The following is an 18,784-nucleotide window of genomic DNA, read 5'->3' as shown; positions in this document are numbered from 1 at the left end:
GAGATTGAACTATGGCACGTAAACAACGTTTTCGTGAAGAGGAAGATGCAGCAGTAGATATGACGCCGATGCTAGACATCGTATTCATTATGCTTATCTTCTTCATCGTAACCACTTCTTTTGTTAAAGAAGCTGGTATTGAGGTTAACAAGCCAAAAGCGGCACAAGCACAAAAAACCAAAAACGCGAACATCTTTATCGCAATCCGTGAAAACGGTGAGATTTGGATGGATAAGCGCCAGGTTGATGTTGAGCGTGTAAGTGCAAACCTTGAAAGTCTAATGGCTGAACAGCCTACTGACGTGATTATTATTCAAGCCGACAAAGGTGCGAAACACGGCGTAGTTGTTAAGGTTATGGACCAAATTAAAGCGACTGGCGACAACTTGAAGATTTCAATAGCTGGAGATCAGTAATGATTCGACTTCTGTTTTCACTTCTAGCAGGTGGGGCAGTAACTCTCGGCTTGTTCTTTTTCATGTCATATCTTATCTCCGGAGGAGCAGATAGGGCAGATGTACAAAAGGAACAAATCGTAGTCGAGATTATGTCGAATCCGCCTGAATCAAAGGTGCAGCAGCGGAAGCGTGTCCCGCCGCCGCCGCCGCCACCGCCAAAGCAGCCGCCTAAACCGCAGCCGCCTCAGCCTGACACGGCTGATCCGACTGCAGGAAATATCGGCTTTAATATGCCTAGTATTGATCTAGGTGGAACCGCAGGTGGTTTATCTGGACCTGGCGAGTTTGGTCGTGACGGTGATGCAACACCAATCGTTCGAATCGAGCCAAAATATCCACCTCAAGCTGCTCGTGATGGCAAAGAAGGTTGGGTACGTTTATCATTCACAATCAATGAGCTTGGTGGAGTTGACGATATTGAAGTTATCGACGCTGAACCGAAGCGCATCTTTGACCGCGAAGCAAAACGTGCACTACGCAAGTGGAAATACCGTCCTAAGGTTGTTGACGGTAAGCCACAAAAGCAACCTGGCATCACAGTTCAGCTTGACTTTAAGTTAAACCAAGATTAAGGAGGCAGGACATGAAAAGTTTACCTAAATTTACAGCTCTTGCTCTCTTGATAGCGTTAACTGGTGGTATTTACTCAAGCTCAGTTTCTGCAGCGCCTAACTATGAAGAAATAGAGAAGCGCAAAGCGGCAAAAACTAAGATCATGGGTGAGCGTGTAGGTAAAAAAGTTGCTAAAGCGTTCGAACTCTATAATGAAGAAAAGGTCGATGAAGCAATTGCAATGCTTCGCGAACTTGATCCTTCAGATGATTTCGATAAAGCGACAGTCAACCGTTACCTCGGCCAGCTTTATGCTCAAAAGGAAAACTACGCCGAAGCGATTAAATACTCACGTCTAGCCATTGCGCCTGACGCGCTTAACTTCAAAGAGCAAGGCGATTTGATGAAGCTGTTAGGTGACCTTTTGCTTGGTACTGAAAAGTACGCAGAAGGCATTAAGGCTTATGAAGCGTGGATGGACTTTACTGGTGAAAATGACGCCAAAGTATATGGTCGTATCGCTCAAGCTTATTATGAGTTAAAGCAATATACGAATGTTATTGCTCCAGCTGATAAAGCGATTGCGGGTGTAGAAGAGCCTAATAAGCAATACTACCTGATGAAAGTTGCGGCGTACTTTGAATTAAAACAGTTCAAAAAGGCTGTAGAGGTTGGTGAAGAGTTAGTACGTGTTTTCCCTGAAGACCCGAAAGCTTGGACACAACTGGGTGGTTTTTATTTGCAAACCGAAGATTACAGCAAAGGTATGACTGTAATGAAGGTGGCGTATAAAAAAGGTTATTTTGAAAAAGAGAATGATTATAAGATTCTTGGAAGCTTATACTCTTTAACAGAAGATCCTTGGCGTGCAGCTCAAACGTTCGAAAAAGCGATCAAAGATGGCAAAATTGAACGAACAAAGCAGAACGTAACAGCGCTTGCAAGTTACTACCACCAAGCTAAACATATCAGCGATGCTGCTAAATATTACGAAGAAGCTGCGAAGTTTGACAATGACGCAGAACTTTATGGTAAAGCAGGTAGTCTTTTACTTCAGGATCAGCAGTTTAGTGCAGCTATTGTGAGACTAAACAAGGCGTTAGAGCTCGGTACTGATAAAAAAGGCAATACCTATACAGACTTGGCTGAAGCTTATTTCTATCAGGATAAGTTTAAGCAAGCTTACTCTGCAATTTTGAAAGCGCAGGAAGATCCTCGCACTAGAAAATTTGCTAAAAGTTGGTCTGGTTTTATCAAAGATAAAGCACAGCGTAGAGGCGTAAGTCTCTAGTAAAAAAGCCCCGAAAGGGGCTTTTTTGATTCTAAATTTTAATGTGGAACTATGAAAAAGCATTTACTGATCTGTTTTACTTTGGCTACGCTTATATTCCTTTTTGGCTGTACTGAACAGAAGCAAACTGTAAGTTACCAAGAGCTCAGAACTTCACTACTTTCTCTTAATAATGGTTTAAGCAAGCCCTCCGACGATGAAATTAGTGTATTACCATTCACAGAAGGTTACTTACAACTAAGGCATGCCTTATTATCTAGTGAGTTGAATGAACCAGATGTTATGGCTCATAAAGAGTTAGATTATTTAAGAATTCAGGAAAGATATCCTGAACGCTACTTGCCTTGGCCTGCTTACATATCAGTGCTGGAAAATGTTAAAAATAAAGTAAGTAGCAATGAACTTGGAAAGTGGCTTGCGTTTGTAGAAGTAAAGCTAAAAGAGGCCGATGAAAGTAATATTCGCTTGAACAGGTTAGAGCGAGATACTTTAATGCTCCAACTTGAAAGTTCGGATATTGACGCACCATCACGTTCGGCCTTGTTAGCTTATCTGAGTAATTATAAACCAAGAGCTATGCTTGGACTCCATCAACTACCCAATGGAAAAGAATGGTATCAATCAAAGCTCAATTTTTATGGGGCTATTCAAGATTCACCTACTAAAGTTTTGGCGATGTTATCAAAGTTTGATGATCAAAATAGCAAAGCGAGTGTGCTCAAGGTAATGCCTGATACTCAACAACCTTATATTCTGGAATTATTGCCGGCTAACTGCCAAAGAATTGCAGGGCTCAACTGGCGAGATGGGTTTATTAATGTGCCTTCGACCGTAGCAAAATGTACAAAGGCAATAGAGCAACATAAGGCGCTAATCGTGACTTTGATGGCGGTGGATTTGGGAATTCATTATCAAGGGTGGTCACAAAAGCAAGCATTTGTTGCGCTTAACTCAAAACTAGCGCTGAATGAACAACAAGCACAACAATTGATTGCTAATCTTGTCTATTTCCCAGCGACTATTTTTGCTGCATATCCCCACTTTTTAAAGCCTTAGTCTTACAACTGCGACAGCGTTGGGTTGCTGGATCGTGTTCTAGCAACTCAAGTTCTATTGTCTGCTCGCAATCACAGCAATACCCGAACTGACCGATTTCCATTTGGCATAATGCCGCTTCGACTTTCATCAATCTATCATAGAGTGGAAATTGCTCAGGATTTATCTTCTCCATCACAATATCAAGCCACTTATTAGGTGGGTTAAGCTCTAAGGTATTGGCAAGATTATGAGTAAACTCATTGGGTGAAGCTTTTAACTCTCCCAAGAAGTCGCTTCTAAGTGTGGCAAGTTCTGCTTGTAGGCTTTGTTCGTAGTGTTGTGTGTTTTCATTCATGGGCGCTCTCCTATCCGACACCCCATTATCATTTCAGTCAAACTTCACTGTTATGATTTGAATCAATGTCTGGAGACATTGCGTATTTCTGCAACACCTTCATGACGTCATCTTTGCTTTTAAGCGTTTTGATTTCATCAAAAAGAACATGTGCGCCGTCATACTGACGTTTCAGATAACTGAGCCATTGTTTTGTTCTAGCCGAAAAGTACTTTTCACTCATATTCTCATCTTGATGCATGGAAGAGTGGAGGATATGGTAGACCACGTTTTCCCATGTAAGCGGAGTATAATGAGTTCCGCTAACATGCGCTTTGATTTTTGCTGCCAAATCGGGGGTGGCTAGCGCACCGCGACCAAGCATCAAATCTTGGCATTGGCTACGTGTTTGGCAGAGTAGTGCATCTTCAACTTGCCAAATTTCACCGTTAGCAACGACAGGAATGGTTAACCTTGATAATAAAGAGGGGATCTTTTCCCAGTACGCTGGCGGTTTGTAGCCATCTCGCTTGGTCCGTGCATGTATTGCCAAACTCGACGCACCACCTTGCTGGACCGCATCGACAATTTCAGTGCTATTGGCATCATCATCAAAGCCAAGGCGTATTTTGGCACTTACTTGATGCTTTTCTGGTACCGCATCTCTAACCGCTTTAATGATTTGATAAATTTGCTCAGGCTCTTTCAGTAAAACCGCACCACCACGGCTTTTATTCACGGTTTTTGCAGGACAACCAAAGTTCAAATCAACACCATGAGAGCCAAGCTTTACGGCCTTTCGTGCATTTGCAGCAAGCGCATGGGGAACCTGACCTAGAAGCTGTACTCTAACCGGTGTTCCGGCTCTGGTATAACCACCATTTAATAGTTCAGGACAGTATCTAGTAAATACCCTACGTGGAAAGGTGAGATCAACGACGCGAATAAATTCAGTGACACAAAGATCAAAGCCGCCGAGATCTGTGAGTAATTCGCGCATTTTAAAATCAACTACACCTTCCATCGGCGCCAGAACAAGCTTCATGTGTTAACCTTCAGATACAACAAAAATAAAATGAGTCACTGATGACTCATCGAAAAGCGCGACATTTTAGCTAATTGTTTGCTGCAAGTCATCAGCAGCCCCTAGTTATCCGCAAATAGCAAAAAGACAACAGATGGACTATAACTGGATGTAAACCAAAACTTAGCGAATTGGCATTACAGCTAAAATTTTTAAACGTTTAGCGAAATAAATATTTAGACGTTTGGGTCTACTTATTGAATCTACTATTTCTGAGAGAGCAAACATTATGAATACCGTTAAAAAGAACTCTATTGCCCTTACTTTAAGCGCTGTTGTTGCAGGTACTGCGGGGTTATCCGCGACGGACGCAAGTGCGAATCCATTTAGTTTTGAAACAATGACCGCTGGTTATCAACTAGACGCTGGTGAAGGTAAGTGCGGCGAAGGCAAATGCGGTGGCGATGCTAAAAGTAAAAAAGAAGGTAAGTGCGGTGAAGGCAAATGTGGTGGCGACGCCAAAGGTAAGAAAGAAGGTAAGTGCGGCGAAGGCAAATGTGGTGGCGACGCTAAAGGTAAAAAAGAAGGTAAGTGCGGCGAAGGCAAATGCGGTGGCGACGCCAAAGGCAAAAAAGAAGGTAAGTGCGGCGAAGGCAAATGCGGTGGCGACGCCAAAGGCAAAAAAGAAGGTAAGTGCGGCGAAGGTAAATGTGGTGGCGATGCTAAAGGCAAGAAAGAAGGCAAGTGCGGCGAAGGTAAATGCGGTGGTAACCACTAATTAAGAACACTATTATGTTCGACCCAATAGCGCAGCTAGTTATGTTAAGGTAAAAAGCGCTATTGGGTAATTCCAAAGCGAGGCTATGCATACAGCAAAACCTCTTTTATATGGGCTTCTAATTACTTCAAAATAATGTCTAAAGTGAGAGAAATATGGCAGTGCAATTAGGCAACATAGGACTTGGCTTACGCCGTGAAATGGTCGACGACGTGCTCAATGCACCGCCAAAGCAAGTAGACTTTTATGAGGTCGCACCAGAAAACTGGCTAAAATTTGGCGGCAAGCTTGCAAAGCAGTTTCAAGCATTGACGCAACAGCATACCTTTATTTGTCATGGTTTGTCGTTGTCGCTAGGTTCACCTGCACCGCTTGATCGTGAATTTCTATCACAACTAAAAACATTTTTTAAACAGCATAATATCGCTACGTATAGTGAGCATCTGAGTTATTGTTCGGGAGAGGGTCATATGTATGATCTGATGCCAATCCCTTTTACGGAAGAAGCAATCCATCATACAGCTAAGCGGATCCGAGCAGTCCAAGAACATCTAGAACGTCGAATTGCTGTAGAAAATGTGTCTTACTATGCGGCTCCTGGACAACAAATGTCGGAGTTAGAATTTACCCTTGGGGTATTAGCTGAGGCCGATTGCGATTTGCTACTCGATGTCAACAACATCTATGTCAACGCTATTAACCATGGCTACGAAGCTGAACAATTCTTAGCGGCTATGCCAAGCGAGCGTATTGTATATGGCCATATCGCAGGCCATTATGTGGAAGCCGAAGATTTACTCGTTGATACACACGGCGCTGAGGTATCTTCGCCAGTATGGGACTTGTTAGATAAAGCCTATGAGCTTCATGGGGTATTCCCGACGTTACTAGAGCGAGATTTTAATATTCCTCCTATGGCAGAATTACTGGCAGAAGCGGGGCAAATTTCTGCAATACAGGCCAAATACGCCAAGCGCTTGGAGCAGGTATAGTTATGTCTTTTGTAGAAACTCAGCGGCAGTTTATGGCGCATATTAGAGATCCAGACAACCAACCTGCACCTGATGGCGTAGAAGCTCGGCGATTAAAAATCTATCAAGAGCTGTTTTTTAATAATGTTGAAGGCTTCGTGAGCAGTGCGTTTCCTGTACTTAAAAGCTTGTATACTAATGAAGATTGGTTGACGTTAATTAGGCTATTTTTTGTTAAGCACGATTGTCATTCGCCATACTTTTTAGAGATTAGCAAAGAGTTCTTGCAGTTTTTACAAACAGAATACGAGCCCTCTGAAGCTGATCCTGAGTTCTTGTTAGAGCTTGCTCACTATGAATGGCTAGAGCTAGATGTAGCAACGACCGTTGAAGCAGAGCATGAGCTTTCGATTAAGGTACAAGCGCTTGCAGATGTTGAAATTAGCTTGGCAAGTACAGCCAGAGTTGCACATTATCAATATCCGGTTCATCAGATCAGTGAAACCTTTAGGCCAACTAAAACAGCAGGGCAAACGTTTAGCTTTGCATTGTATAGAGACGAAGAGGACGAAGTTCAGTTTGTCGCACTAAATCCGATGACGGCCTTAATGTTGTCGGTGATTGAAGCCAATGATGGTATGCAACTCACTGACATTGTGGATGTTATAGCGCAGCAAGTGCCTCAGTTTACCGTTGAACAGCTGCAGCAAGGGGCACGGCATACACTAGCTGAATTCGCGGATCTTGGCATTATCAAAACAAAAAACCTTTAAGCTATTGGCAACATCGACTATTATACGGCCTGTTTTTGTCGTGCTTAAACTCGGACTAGGGCGCTAGTCAATGCTTTCTGCTGCTATGCAGTTGGCGCGAGTTGTAAAATTAAAGGTAGTATCTATGTCTAAAGGTGACTTTAAAGATCCGTTCAATGCAAAGTATTTCCTTGCATTTGTTGCTGTATTCGCTGGAATTGGTTGTTTAAACGCGATTCTAGGCTGGGCAACAGCGCTTGCATAAGTCAAGCTGAACGTATTTACCTAGAGGCTGCTTTTCGCAGCCTTTTTCGATTCTATACAGATATATACCAATTAGTCTTAATACTTGCTCAATTTGAAGGAGCAAATCTGACGCTAACTGCGTTAAAAATTTCTCATTTAGAACAACTAAATCGCAAAACTTTCGCCTTGCCTATATGGATGTAGGTACCTTGGCGTGAGCAGGATGCGGAAGCGGTGTTATCGACAAGATTTTCTCGCCTCAAAATAGATCACTTAATTAAGCTAATTGGTATAAAATACTCACTAAATTGTTCGCTTTTCCCCCATCCTGACACACAAAGTCACTCAGTCGGTTTCAACCGGATAGAAAATTGTTATAATCTCACTCTTTTGTAATAAACTTAAAGCAAAGCAATTATGACGACAGAGAATATGTCATTGATCAAAAATAGTATCGCGACGGTTCCTAATTACCCAAAACCAGGGATCATGTTCCGTGACGTGACTTCACTTCTAGCAAATCCAGCTGCGTTTAAGGCAACAATTGATGCATTCGTTGCGGCTTATAAAGATGGCGGCTTCACTAAAATCATCGGTACTGAATCGCGTGGTTTTATCTTCGGTGCACCATTGGCGTATGAGTTAGGTATTCCTTTTATTCCAGTAAGAAAGCCGGGTAAATTACCGCGTGAGGTGATCAGCCAGTCTTACCAGCTTGAATATGGTGAAGATACGCTTGAATTACACTCAGATGCAATTGAAACAGGTGATAAAGTGCTACTTGTTGATGATTTACTTGCAACAGGTGGTACTATTGAAGCAACAGCAAAACTGGTTAAGCGCTTAGGCGGTGAAGCCACTGATGCTGCGTTTGTTATTTCATTGCCTGAGCTTGGTGGTGAAAAGAAAATCAACGATCTTGGGATCAAAATCCTTTCACTTGTAGAGTTCGAAGGCGAATAAGCATGAGCTATCAGGTTCTGGCGCGAAAATGGCGTCCGCAAAACTTCCATGAATTAATGGGGCAAGAGCATGTTAAACAAGCTCTGGTTAACGCACTCAATGAAATGCGTTTACACCATGCCTATTTATTCACCGGAACACGTGGTGTGGGCAAAACAACCATTGCTAGGATCTTTGCCAAAAGCCTTAACTGCGAACAAGGCGTTACTTCAACGCCTTGTGGTCAGTGTAGTGCCTGTACTGAGATTGAAACTGGTAAGTTTATCGATTTAATCGAAATTGATGCGGCTTCTCGCACAAAAGTTGAAGACACGCGAGAAATCTTAGACAACGTACAATATGCACCAACCCGTGGTCGCTACAAGGTTTATCTCATCGATGAAGTGCATATGTTGTCGAAGCACAGTTTTAATGCGCTCCTTAAAACCTTAGAAGAACCGCCAGAGCACGTAAAATTTTTGCTCGCCACAACCGATCCACAGAAGTTGCCTGTGACTATTCTGTCTCGCTGTTTACAGTTCAACCTGAACGCAATGACACAAGGGCAAATAGTTGAACAGCTAGAAAAAATTCTGCCGCTAGAGCAAGTTGCCTTTGATCCGGTAGCGCTACAAACGTTAGCTAAAGCCGCTGATGGCAGTATGCGTGACGCTCTAAGTTTGACCGATCAGGCTATTGCACAAACAAATGGCAATTTAACGGTGCCTGCAGTGCAATCTATGCTGGGACTGATGGATAGTGCTCATGCGGTCATTTTGCTGTCTGCAATTTTATGTCACGACGGTGATGCCTTACTCAATGCGATTGAAAAAATAGCACTACAAAACGGTAATTTTGTCAGTGTGCTGGACGATTTAATTGCGTTATTGCATGTTATTCAGCTTACTCAACTTGTGCCTAGTGCTGCGCGGTTATCAAATTTTGATAACAACGACATTAAGCTATTTGCCGAGCAATTAGCACCGCAACAGGGTCAGTTGTTGTATCAACTGCTGTTAAATGGCAAAAAAGACCTAAAGTGGGCACCCGAGCCTAAACTTGGGTTTGAGATGGTAATGCTGCGCTTAATGGCGTTCGAAAAAGAAAGTCATAGTGTAGTGCCTAGCGCTCCTGTGAGCCAAGAGACTTCTGAAAAGCAAAGCAAAGTAGGGGATTTACGAGCGCTGTTAAAAAAGCCAACAGAAGATAATGCTACGGTAGCGGCATCACCTCAGGTACAGCCGACAGCAACACCTACATATGCACCAGAAGCAACGACATCAACCACGCAACAAACAACACAGTATGAGCCGGTGTCGCCAACGCCTGCTGCGCAAAGCCAAGCACCAGTCGCCTCTGTGTCATCTGAGGCGGAGATGGCCAACCAATACGACAGCATCATGTCACAGGCGGTAGAGCAGGGGTTCCAAGAACAAGTTCCTGCACATCATCATGAAAGTGCGCCAGTTGATGATGCTGCATACGCGCAAATGGCATCACAAAACCAAGAGGATTGGTCTCGACCTGAGGTGCAAAACCAAAACGCTTCAGAACCTGCTGCTACAGCAAGTGTTACCGAGCAGCAAAATCAAGCCCAGTCAGCAATAGCACGAATTTTAAAAAATCGTAATATCTCTGGGGCGGGTCGATTGGTGGGAGCCAATGGTGAGGTAAAAAAGTCTGAGGCGCCTAGTGCGCCAATGCCAATAGAGCAAGCGCCAGCCACCACGGTAACCACATCTGAGTATCAGCCTGAACCGCAACGCGCACAGCCGGCAGCACCTCGCTTGGCACCAAAAAAGCAAAAGAAAGAAGCGTTTCAAGAGCGCCATAAACCTATTACGGAAAATTTAGCGCCAGAATTGCTAGAGCAGTTATCGCCGGTAAAACAAGATGATAACGAGCAAAGTATTCAAGTGGAGATCCCCGCACCGGAAAACTTTGTTAGTCCAATCAGTGGCATTAAGTTTGCTCACCAGAGCGACGATTGGGCAAACATGATTGAAAAGATGCAATTAGGTGGCCGAATTCGCCAGTATGCATTACACAGTGTGATAACGCAGCAAGGCGCGCAGGTACAATTGCAAGTAGATGCGAGTCAACAGCACTTGGATTCAGCAGTGCTGAGAGAGAAACTAACTGAAAGCCTAAGCGCATTACTTGAGCAGCCAATCGCGCTTGAGATTAACTATATCGACACGGTAAATAACACGCCGTTTTTGGTACAGCAACAGTTAGATGAACATAGGCTTGTCCAAGCTAAAGCGGCGATGCGTGACGATCCTCTCGTCAGCGCGTTTGTCCAAGAATTTGACGCAATGCTTGACGAAAATAGTGTTCAGGCATTGTAATTAAGGGCGTTAGCCCTTATCTTTTATCACAGTAAACCAAATTGAAGTATAAGAGAGCAGAATATGTTTAAAGGCGGAATGGGCAACATCATGAAGCAAGCGCAGCAAATGCAAGAGCGCATGGAAAAAGCCCAAGAAGAGATCAAGAGCCTAGAAGTAACAGGTGAAGCAGGCGCAGGTTTAGTAAAAGTGACTATGCTTGGTAGCCACAACGTACGTCGCGTAGAAATCGACGAAAGCCTAATGGAAGACGACAAAGACATGATCGAAGACCTACTAGCCGCTGCGGTAAACGATGCAGTGCGCCGTGTAGGTGAAGAAACACAAAAGCGTATGTCAGAAGTCACCGGCGGCATGCAAATGCCTCCAGGTTTCAAAATGCCGTTCTAATTTAGAATCCCATAAAAATAGCGCCTAAAGGCGCTATTTTTTTGTCTGAAATTTAGGGATACCTAATAGATACCACGGATTCGGTGAGGGCTGTTACTTTATCTGATCCCTTAAAATTATCATCGTAATCTACTTTTTTGAAAAAAGAGGGTTCTAAATGGATTTAAACCGATTCTATAGCACGAGATTTTAGCATTTTCACACTAAAAGTTAGTTTTATCTATTTGAATAATAAAGCTTTTATTTTCTGTGGAAATGTTCTAACTTAAGTGTGTCAGTATCGAACGATTCTAAATATGGAGATGGATTTATGAAGTATCAAAATCAACTTGACCAGTTAAAAAGTGGCAGTTTAACGCGAGCTCAAATGGCTGTTTTACAAGAAAATGCGCTACGCATTTTCAACAAAGGAGATAAAGACGCAAAGTTAATACTTGATGCGATCCCATATAGTAAGCCTGCAGATACATCAATTTTATTTATGGGCTTTTGTCCCGAAGCTGATTTTTCAAATAGATTAGATCTTTTTTGGAAAGAAAATGGGATTTGTCGTTTTGACTATCTAGAGAGTGAAGTTCAGATAAATCGATGGTATGAAGTGTGTGCAGGTGACCTTCTTGTCCTTAAAAAGCGTGAACAATTTGGTAAAACCATGAAGCTATACGGTTTCGGTAGAGTAACTAAGATATGCCATGATGATGAAAATGTTCGTTACTTTGAAGTTAACTGGGCTGATCAATCAAGAGAAATTGAAGTACCTTTGATGGGCTGTAACAGTACTGTCGATATCAAAGCCATGGAAATGGTAGAGCAAGAAATGCCCGAAGAGTTTTGGCATTGGCTTAACCTGTAAAGGACGAACAAAATGAAAAACATAATATTAGTTAGAGGCCCAGAGTACTTAGCCGAGCAGGCTTTAGTTGGTTATGGTTGGCGTGAAATTAATTTGAGTAAATTTAATTCTTTTTTTGAAATTGATGAGTTTATTAAAGAGAGGGGAATCGATGTCGGCAGACAAAGAAATCAAATCAAACGATTTTTTGAAATTTCAGCAGGCGATATCGTAGTAGTTCCGATAAATAGGGCTGTGTTAATAGGGGTTGCAGTTGGTGAAAAATCATTCGCTGAAACACCTTGGAATGGAGCTAATAGAGTCGCGGTCAATTTTTTTAAAAAGTCTAATGGTAATTTGGTTAAGATCCCAAGGTATCAATTAACTGAGGGCTTACAAAGCAGATTAAAGATAAGGATGTCGATTGCCAACCTTAATGAATTTAAAGAAGAAATTGCCGGCTATATTGAAAAACTACAGCAAAACCTAGAGATAAAATTTGACTCAGAATTTCAGACTCGAGTAGAAATTGAATTAAAACATATTGAACGTAGTTTGCTAGATAGATTGATAACAGGGCAATCTAGACTAGAAAGTGGTGGGTATGGTTTAGAAAAGTTAATTGCTGAACTCTTAGAAATTGAAGGTTATCGAACGCATATTATGTCAAAAAGTCAGACAAATGATCATTCTGATATTGATATTAGGGCGGAAAAAAGTGATGACTTTTCTGGGACAAATATCGTGTATGTTCAGTGTAAGCATCATTCAGGTACAACTAGTAATTGGGGAGTTGATCAGTTAATTGAATTTGAAAAAGAAACACCGAATGTTAGTTTATGGTTGATTACCACTGGTGTTGTTTCAGATGAAGTTAAAGAATATGCAAGTGAACATGGGGTAAGTGTTATGGAAGGAGAAGCATTAGCTGCCAAAATAATCTCTCAAGTTGATAAGTTGTCTGTTTCAACTAAAGAAAAACTAGGGTTATCTGTACTTCCTAAGTTACTCTAATCGACCTCAGCCAAGATGTTGTGACATGCCCTTGGCTTTAACAGGTTAATAAAATTTAGCCACCTTATCAGTGGTGTGCCATTAGAGGGGATGTGGACAATAAGATGAGTAAACGTGCACTAGTTTTTCCGCCCAATTTTAAGCTGGTTTTGTACGCGATGGCAGTGATGTGCCTCGTACAGGTGTTGGGTGGTATTTTTGGCTTACCCGTCTACCGTTTTGGGATTGTACCGCATAATGTACATCATTTGAGTGGTGTGTTAACCGCGCCTTTTGTACATGGTAGCTGGGGACATTTGCTGAGTAATTTGCTCGGCTTAAGTATTAGCGGCTATTTGGCAGCGAGATTACCTAGGTTTAAGCGAGCAACTTTTTTTATTGTGGTTGCTACAGGGCTGTTGGTGTGGCTGTTTGCTGGACATGCTAATCACATTGGCGCATCAGGTATTGTAATGGGTTACTTTGGCTTACTGCTGGGTGCTGCGCTATTCAATCGCGATGTGCTTGGCATTGTTAGTTTTATAGCTCTGCTGGTATTGACTTACTATGCCAATATTAGCTTTTTAGCGACATTATTTGATTTTTCGGCACAGACGAGTAGTTCAAGTCATATTTTTGGGTTTTTAAGCGGATTATGCGGGGCATACTTAACCAAGCAAAAGCGTATTGCTCGGCGTTAAAGCAGCATAACCTACCAGTGACGGCAGGTTATGCTTTGGGATTTAAGTTATTACCAAATACGCACGCGTTCTTCAGGTGCTAGGTACAGTTTGTCGCCCGGTTTAACGTCAAACGCTTTATACCATGCATCATGGTTGCGAGGCGCAAGGGCTCTAAATTGACCCGGTGCGTGCGTACCTGCGCGTAGCTGGTTTAGCATGCTTTGCTCAGTACGCTTTTCTTTCCACACTTGTGCCCAAGCAAGGAAGAAACGTTGGTCGCCAGTCAAGCCATCAATCACAGGTGCTTCTTTGCCGTTTAGGCTCAGTTTATATGCATGATAAGCCATCGCAAGGCCGCCCACGTCACCGATGTTTTCGCCAAGGCTGTTGCGACCGTTTACGAAGTTACCTTCAATAGGCTCATATTTGTTGTATTGTGCCGCGAGCTTGTCTGCTTTTTCTTCGAAAGCAGCGCGGTCAGCATCGGTCCACCAGTTACGCTGAATACCATTGGCATCGGATTTTGAGCCTTGGTCGTCAAAGCCGTGGCCCATTTCGTGGCCTATCACCGCGCCAATACCGCCGTAGTTTACTGCAGGATCTGCATTTGGGTCGAAGAATGGCGGTTGTAAAATTGCCGCAGGGAAAACGATTTCATTAAACGAGCTGTTGTAGTAGGCGTTTACGCGTTGCGGTGTCATACCCCAGCGGTTACGATCGGTTTTTTCAAGCTCTTTGGCGATACTGTCATTGCGGAAAAACTCACGTAGGTTTTTCACATTTGTCATTAAGTTATCACGGGTTAGGGTTAACCCATCAAATGATTGCCATTTATCAGGGTAGCCAATCTTAGGAGTAAATGCGGCAAGTTTTGCTTGAGCATTTACTTTTGTTTCTTCACCCATCCAGTCTAGGCCTTCAATCCTTTCACCAAGCGCGGTGCGTAGGTTTTCAACCAATTCTGACATTTGTTTTTTAGAAGACTCTGGGAAGTAACGGGCAACGTAAACTTTACCAATTGCAAAGCCAAGCGACGTAGTGCCAGACATTTCGCTGATTGCACGTTTCCAACGTGCGCGCGGTTCTTGTTGACCACTTAAATGTTTGCCATAAAATTCAAAGTTAGTATTGAAGATATCTTCAGACAACAGCGACGCATTGCCGCTAATTGCATGATAAGTTAGATAGTCTTTCCAGACGGCCAAGTCTTCAGAGTTGATAAGCGCAATCATTGCTTTAATCGGCTCTGGCTGAGACATATTTAGCTGAGGCACTTTGTAGCCTGTTTCAGCAAAATATAAATCCCAATTAAAGCCTGGGTACTGTGTTGCTAGTTCGTCACGTTTGACTTGATTTAATGTCAGGTCGCGATTTCTGCGTTTTTCACGTGGCCAGTGTCCCTCAGCAATTTTAGTTTCAAGTGCAAGAATGGCCTCTGCGCGCTCAGTCGGCTTGTCTTTACCCGCAAATTTAAGCATATCTGCAATATGCGTAACGTATGCTTCTCGAGTTTTAACAAAACGCTCAGCCTCTTCTAAATAGTAAGAGCGATCTGGTAGTCCAAGTCCGCCAGCACCCATCGACATCTCATATTTATTTGGGTCTAGACGGTTAAACCACATACCGCCGCCGATCGGCGCATTTACGCCAGTTAACCAAGATTGTCCGAATGCTTTGGTTAGACCGTCAGTGTTGTTAATGGCGTCAATGTCAGCAAGTAGTGGCTGAATAGGTTTAATACCAAGCTTATTTAGGGTTTCAACATCCATATAAGCATTGTAAAAATCGGCAATTAGCTGCTCTTCGGCGTTTAGGTTTTTACCGTTAGCAATCTCTTCGATAATGGTTTTTACTTGCTCTTCACTGCGTTCAGCAAGTGCAGAGAATGCACCAAAACGCGTTTTGTCTGCTGGCATCTCGTAGTTTTTGTACCAAGTGCCGCTGGCGTACATAAAGAAATCATCGCCTGGTTTTACACTTTCATCGCGTGCACTGAGGTCAACACCAAAGTTGCCAAGTTCGGCCTTACCAGTGGCTACCGCTGCGTTTTCTGTTTTTTGGGTTTCACTTGTTGTGACTTGTGGCTCAGAGCAAGCCGTCAGCATAACGGCTGCAAGTGCACTTGCTATTATCGTTTTTTTCATTATGTAGTCTCTATCTAGTTCGAGAAGTGAGCCCGACAGTCGTCCTATTGTATTTACTATCGGGAATGGAACCATTGTCGAGCGAATACCTGTTTGCTGCAAGCATTTGAGTCGAATTGTTGAAAAATTCATGGTAAATGCGTTTTTAAACTTCACAATGCGTGAAGGGAATTGAAATTGCTTCAAGCTTTAAATCAATAGAAATATCCCTTATCATTTCGGCATTGTTATCGGTGCGTTTGCACTGCATGGGCCACAAGAAACGAATTTATGCAATTATCACCAAGTTTAACGGCGCTTATTGAAGCGCTGCGTTGTTTACCTGGCATTGGGCCTAAGTCTGCGCAACGTATTGCCTTTCATTTATTAGAGCGAGACAGAGAGGGCGGCAGCCAACTGGGGCAAAGCCTTACTCATGCGATGCAAGCCATCGGTCATTGCTCAAGCTGCCGAACATTTAGTGAGGTTGAGGTGTGTGATATTTGCCAAAGTATCAAGCGCCAAGACACAGGGCTGCTTTGTGTGGTTGAATCACCAACGGACGTATTGGCGATAGAGCAAACGGGCCAATTTAATGGCTTGTATTTTGTGCTGATGGGGCATTTATCGCCTCTGGATGGAATTGGCCCTAATGAAATCGGCCTTGATGTCCTTGAGCGTAAGCTAAGTGCTGGCAATATTAATGAAGTTATCTTAGCGACAAACCCAACGGTGGAAGGCGAGGCAACGGCACATTATATTTCTGAGTTATGTCATAAGTATCAGGTTGAAGCGTCACGTATTGCCCATGGTATGCCTGTCGGCGGTGAGCTTGACCTTGTAGACGGTATGACGTTAATGCATGCGTTTAGCGGGCGTAAGAAGCTCTAATCTTAACGCTTCTTGCTAAAAGCCCTGTTTTTGGAGCAATTGAATCTAAAAAATAGGGCGATTTGTTAAAAATTTTGTTCAGTCTCTTGAAAGTTTTTTCTCCTCCCCCATATACCTAGCATATTGATAAAGAACACTGCATTAATTGCTTATATTGGAGAGAACAATGTCCGCAGCTCAAAAAGAAACATTAGGCTTTCAAACAGAAGTCAAACAATTATTAAACCTAATGATCCACTCTTTGTACTCAAACAAAGAGATCTTTTTACGCGAATTAGTATCTAACGCTTCAGACGCGGCTGACAAACTACGTTATTTAGCTTTGCAAAATGGTGACCTTTACGAAGGTGACGCGGAGCTACGTGTTCGCTTAAGCGTAAACAAAGATGCAAAAACCATTACCATTTCTGACAATGGTATTGGTATGACGCGTGACGAAGTGATCAGCTCATTAGGTACCATCGCAAAATCAGGTACAGCTGATTTCTTTAAAAACCTAACTGGCGACCAAGCAAAAGATTCACAGCTGATTGGTCAGTTCGGTGTTGGTTTCTATTCTGCATTCATTGTTGCTGATAAAGTAACGGTTCGTACGCGTAAAGCGGGTGAGTCAGAGGCGGTTGAATGGGAATCGCAAGGTGAAGGCGACTTCACGATTGCTGAAATCGAAAAAGCAGAGCGTGGTACAGAGATCACACTACATCTTCGTGAAGAAGAGAGTGAGTTCCTTGAAACTTATCGCCTTCGCGGTATTGTGACTAAATACTCAGATCACATTTCAATTCCTGTTGAACTTTATAAAGACCCAGTTCCTGAATCTGAAGGCCCAGATGGCGAGAAAATTGAAGCGCAACCTGGCGAGTGGGAAGCGATCAATAAAGCCACAGCACTTTGGACTCGTGATAAATCAGAGATCAGCGAAGAAGAATATAAAGAGTTCTACAAGCATGTTGGTCATGATTGGGAAGAGCCACTCACTTGGGCACACAATAAAGTAGAAGGTAAAACTGAATACACCAGCCTACTTTATATCCCTAAAAAGGCACCTTTCGATTTATACAATCGTGAGCGTCAAGCTGGCCTTAAGCTTTATGTACAACGCGTGTTCATCATGGATGACGCCGAGCAGTTTATGCCAAGCTACCTGCGCTTTGTTAAAGGCTTACTAGATTCTAACGATTTACCGCTTAACGTATCTCGTGAGATCCTACAAGACAACAAGATCACTCAAGCTATTCGTAAAGGCTGTACATCTCGTGTACTTAAAATGCTTGAGCGTATGGGCAAAAACAAACCAGAAGATTACCAAGCATTCTGGAATGAATTTGGTAATGTGATCAAAGAAGGTCCTGCTGAAGATTTCGCAAACAAAGATGCTATTGCAAAACTATTGCGCTTTAGCTCTACACATACTGACGAGAAAACGCAAAATGTTTCTCTTGAGCAGTACATTGAGCGCATGAAAGAAGGCCAAGATAAGATTTACTATGTTGTGGCTGATAGCTTTGAAGCAGCAAAGAGTTCACCGCATCTTGAAATCTTCCGTAAGAAAGGCATTGAAGTTTTACTGTTGTCGGATCGTGTTGACGAGTGGATGATGAGCCACCTCACTGAATTCAACGAGAAGCCACTTCAGTCAATCACGCGTGGTGATCTTGACTTAGGTGATATGGATGACGAAGAGACGAAAAAAGCACACGAAGAAAGTGAGAAAGAAGTTGAAGGCCTAGTTGAGCGCGTGAAAACAGCACTTGGCGATAAAGTGAAAGAAGTACGCTTTACGCACCGCTTAACAGATTCTCCTGCGTGTGTGGTTGCAGACGATCACGACATGAGCTCTCAGATGCAAAAGCTAATGGAGCAGGTGGGTCAAGCCGTGCCTGAGTCTAAGCCGGTATTTGAACTTAACCCTGAGCACCAATTGGTTAAGCACTTGAATAACGAACAAGACGAAGACAAGTTTGGACAATGGGCAGAAGTACTGCTAGACCAAGCAATGCTTGCAGAGCGTGGTAGCCTGAAAGATCCAGCGGGCTTTGTAAGCCGTCTTAATAAGCTAATGCTAGATCTACAAAAGTAAAATTAATGAAGTAAATTGGTATAACGAATTGAAAAAGCCGGTCGTTGTTAAGTGA

At 42.9% G+C, this 18,784-nt stretch carries 18 protein-coding genes; 15 read left to right on the top strand and 3 right to left on the bottom strand.

All coding sequences use genetic code 11. The features are described from left to right. Window positions 1-11: 11 nt before the first annotated feature. The 4 genes from L3V43_RS15250 to L3V43_RS15235 all read left to right on the top strand — a co-directional run bounded on the left by L3V43_RS15250 (window position 12) and on the right by L3V43_RS15235 (window position 3,357). The gene (locus L3V43_RS15250; RefSeq protein WP_010606404.1) at window positions 12-416 is read left to right on the top strand and encodes a biopolymer transporter ExbD; all 405 of its coding nucleotides are present in this window, start codon (window positions 12-14) and stop codon (window positions 414-416) included. Continuing rightward, window positions 416-1,030, top strand: a complete 615-nt coding sequence (locus tag L3V43_RS15245; protein ID WP_010606405.1) for a TonB family protein — start codon at window positions 416-418, stop codon at window positions 1,028-1,030. Before L3V43_RS15250 ends, L3V43_RS15245 begins: the two co-directional genes overlap by 1 nt. An 11-nt stretch (window positions 1,031-1,041) precedes the next feature. Further along, window positions 1,042-2,301, top strand: a complete 1,260-nt coding sequence (locus L3V43_RS15240; protein ID WP_102056511.1) for a tetratricopeptide repeat protein — start codon at window positions 1,042-1,044, stop codon at window positions 2,299-2,301. Between the two features lie 264 nt (window positions 2,302-2,565). After that, the gene (locus L3V43_RS15235; RefSeq protein WP_237123935.1) at window positions 2,566-3,357 is read left to right on the top strand and encodes a hypothetical protein; all 792 of its coding nucleotides are present in this window, start codon (window positions 2,566-2,568) and stop codon (window positions 3,355-3,357) included. On the opposite strand, the gene L3V43_RS15230 is transcribed toward L3V43_RS15235, so the two are convergent. Next, entirely contained in the window at window positions 3,320-3,694 is a 375-nt protein-coding gene (locus L3V43_RS15230; protein WP_010606408.1) for a TraR/DksA C4-type zinc finger protein, read from the bottom strand. The two genes, L3V43_RS15235 and L3V43_RS15230, sit on opposite strands and share 38 nt — an antisense overlap. Before the next feature lie 37 nt (window positions 3,695-3,731). Next, window positions 3,732-4,718, bottom strand: coding sequence for a tRNA-dihydrouridine synthase (locus L3V43_RS15225; RefSeq protein ID WP_102056513.1), 987 nt, complete (start codon window positions 4,716-4,718; stop codon window positions 3,732-3,734). Window positions 4,719-4,986: 268 nt separating this feature from the next. On the opposite strand from L3V43_RS15225, the gene L3V43_RS15220 reads away from it, so the two are divergent. From L3V43_RS15220 to L3V43_RS15180, 9 genes are all read left to right on the top strand, one after another. After that, complete coding sequence (locus L3V43_RS15220) at window positions 4,987-5,475, top strand: hypothetical protein (protein ID WP_237116926.1); 489 nt, start codon at window positions 4,987-4,989, stop codon at window positions 5,473-5,475. A gap of 155 nt (window positions 5,476-5,630) precedes the next feature. Beyond that, the gene (locus L3V43_RS15215; RefSeq protein ID WP_237116927.1) at window positions 5,631-6,467 is read left to right on the top strand and encodes a DUF692 domain-containing protein; all 837 of its coding nucleotides are present in this window, start codon (window positions 5,631-5,633) and stop codon (window positions 6,465-6,467) included. 2 nt (window positions 6,468-6,469) lie between these two features. Then, window positions 6,470-7,219 carry a putative DNA-binding domain-containing protein gene (locus tag L3V43_RS15210; RefSeq protein ID WP_235368039.1) on the top strand — a complete coding sequence of 250 codons (750 nt, stop codon included), beginning with the start codon at window positions 6,470-6,472 and terminating at the stop codon, window positions 7,217-7,219. Between the two features lie 642 nt (window positions 7,220-7,861). Further along, window positions 7,862-8,407, top strand: coding sequence for an adenine phosphoribosyltransferase (apt, locus tag L3V43_RS15205; RefSeq protein ID WP_010606415.1), 546 nt, complete (start codon window positions 7,862-7,864; stop codon window positions 8,405-8,407). A gap of 2 nt (window positions 8,408-8,409) precedes the next feature. After that, the gene (gene dnaX / locus L3V43_RS15200; protein WP_237116928.1) at window positions 8,410-10,737 is read left to right on the top strand and encodes a DNA polymerase III subunit gamma/tau; all 2,328 of its coding nucleotides are present in this window, start codon (window positions 8,410-8,412) and stop codon (window positions 10,735-10,737) included. Window positions 10,738-10,800: 63 nt separating this feature from the next. Continuing rightward, entirely contained in the window at window positions 10,801-11,127 is a 327-nt protein-coding gene (locus L3V43_RS15195) for a YbaB/EbfC family nucleoid-associated protein (protein ID WP_010368987.1), read from the top strand. A 310-nt stretch (window positions 11,128-11,437) separates the two neighbouring features. After that, the gene (locus L3V43_RS15190; RefSeq protein WP_237116929.1) at window positions 11,438-11,980 is read left to right on the top strand and encodes a hypothetical protein; all 543 of its coding nucleotides are present in this window, start codon (window positions 11,438-11,440) and stop codon (window positions 11,978-11,980) included. A 12-nt stretch (window positions 11,981-11,992) separates the two neighbouring features. Continuing rightward, on the top strand, window positions 11,993-12,973 hold the full coding sequence (locus tag L3V43_RS15185) for a restriction endonuclease (RefSeq protein ID WP_235368037.1): 981 nt from the start codon (window positions 11,993-11,995) through the stop codon (window positions 12,971-12,973). A gap of 104 nt (window positions 12,974-13,077) precedes the next feature. Next, window positions 13,078-13,653 (top strand): rhomboid family intramembrane serine protease, encoded by a 576-nt coding sequence (locus L3V43_RS15180; RefSeq protein WP_088532267.1) that lies wholly within the window; start codon window positions 13,078-13,080, stop codon window positions 13,651-13,653. Between the two features lie 50 nt (window positions 13,654-13,703). Here the strand turns inward: L3V43_RS15180 and L3V43_RS15175 are convergent, their stop codons facing one another. Then, the gene (locus L3V43_RS15175) at window positions 13,704-15,779 is read right to left on the bottom strand and encodes a M13 family metallopeptidase (RefSeq protein WP_237116930.1); all 2,076 of its coding nucleotides are present in this window, start codon (window positions 15,777-15,779) and stop codon (window positions 13,704-13,706) included. Between the two features lie 270 nt (window positions 15,780-16,049). On the opposite strand from L3V43_RS15175, the gene recR reads away from it, so the two are divergent. Further along, complete coding sequence (gene recR, locus L3V43_RS15170; protein ID WP_010606421.1) at window positions 16,050-16,649, top strand: recombination mediator RecR; 600 nt, start codon at window positions 16,050-16,052, stop codon at window positions 16,647-16,649. Between the two features lie 166 nt (window positions 16,650-16,815). Beyond that, the gene (gene htpG, locus L3V43_RS15165; RefSeq protein WP_010606422.1) at window positions 16,816-18,729 is read left to right on the top strand and encodes a molecular chaperone HtpG; all 1,914 of its coding nucleotides are present in this window, start codon (window positions 16,816-16,818) and stop codon (window positions 18,727-18,729) included. The last annotated feature ends 55 nt before the right edge of the window (window positions 18,730-18,784 follow it).

Source organism: Pseudoalteromonas sp. L23 (genome assembly GCF_021728455.1).
In the GTDB taxonomy this organism is placed as follows: Bacteria; Pseudomonadota; Gammaproteobacteria; order Enterobacterales; family Alteromonadaceae; genus Pseudoalteromonas.
Note: the sequence above shows the minus strand (reverse complement) of the source record. Positions and strands in the feature narration are given on the sequence as shown.

Excerpts from the sequence above, each read along its gene's own strand:
- L3V43_RS15250 (WP_010606404.1), top strand. The coding sequence starts at position 12 with ATGGCACGTAAACAACGTTTTCGTGAAGAGGAAGATGCAGCAGTAGAT.
- L3V43_RS15245 (WP_010606405.1), top strand. The coding sequence starts at position 416 with ATGATTCGACTTCTGTTTTCACTTCTAGCAGGTGGGGCAGTAACTCTC.
- L3V43_RS15240 (WP_102056511.1), top strand. The coding sequence starts at position 1,042 with ATGAAAAGTTTACCTAAATTTACAGCTCTTGCTCTCTTGATAGCGTTA.
- L3V43_RS15230 (WP_010606408.1), bottom strand. The coding sequence starts at position 3,694 with ATGAATGAAAACACACAACACTACGAACAAAGCCTACAAGCAGAACTT.
- L3V43_RS15225 (WP_102056513.1), bottom strand. The coding sequence starts at position 4,718 with ATGAAGCTTGTTCTGGCGCCGATGGAAGGTGTAGTTGATTTTAAAATG.
- L3V43_RS15220 (WP_237116926.1), top strand. The coding sequence starts at position 4,987 with ATGAATACCGTTAAAAAGAACTCTATTGCCCTTACTTTAAGCGCTGTT.
- L3V43_RS15215 (WP_237116927.1), top strand. The coding sequence starts at position 5,631 with ATGGCAGTGCAATTAGGCAACATAGGACTTGGCTTACGCCGTGAAATG.
- L3V43_RS15210 (WP_235368039.1), top strand. The coding sequence starts at position 6,470 with ATGTCTTTTGTAGAAACTCAGCGGCAGTTTATGGCGCATATTAGAGAT.
- apt (WP_010606415.1), top strand. The coding sequence starts at position 7,862 with ATGACGACAGAGAATATGTCATTGATCAAAAATAGTATCGCGACGGTT.
- dnaX (WP_237116928.1), top strand. The coding sequence starts at position 8,410 with ATGAGCTATCAGGTTCTGGCGCGAAAATGGCGTCCGCAAAACTTCCAT.
- L3V43_RS15195 (WP_010368987.1), top strand. The coding sequence starts at position 10,801 with ATGTTTAAAGGCGGAATGGGCAACATCATGAAGCAAGCGCAGCAAATG.
- L3V43_RS15190 (WP_237116929.1), top strand. The coding sequence starts at position 11,438 with ATGAAGTATCAAAATCAACTTGACCAGTTAAAAAGTGGCAGTTTAACG.
- L3V43_RS15185 (WP_235368037.1), top strand. The coding sequence starts at position 11,993 with ATGAAAAACATAATATTAGTTAGAGGCCCAGAGTACTTAGCCGAGCAG.
- L3V43_RS15180 (WP_088532267.1), top strand. The coding sequence starts at position 13,078 with ATGAGTAAACGTGCACTAGTTTTTCCGCCCAATTTTAAGCTGGTTTTG.
- L3V43_RS15175 (WP_237116930.1), bottom strand. The coding sequence starts at position 15,779 with ATGAAAAAAACGATAATAGCAAGTGCACTTGCAGCCGTTATGCTGACG.
- recR (WP_010606421.1), top strand. The coding sequence starts at position 16,050 with ATGCAATTATCACCAAGTTTAACGGCGCTTATTGAAGCGCTGCGTTGT.
- htpG (WP_010606422.1), top strand. The coding sequence starts at position 16,816 with ATGTCCGCAGCTCAAAAAGAAACATTAGGCTTTCAAACAGAAGTCAAA.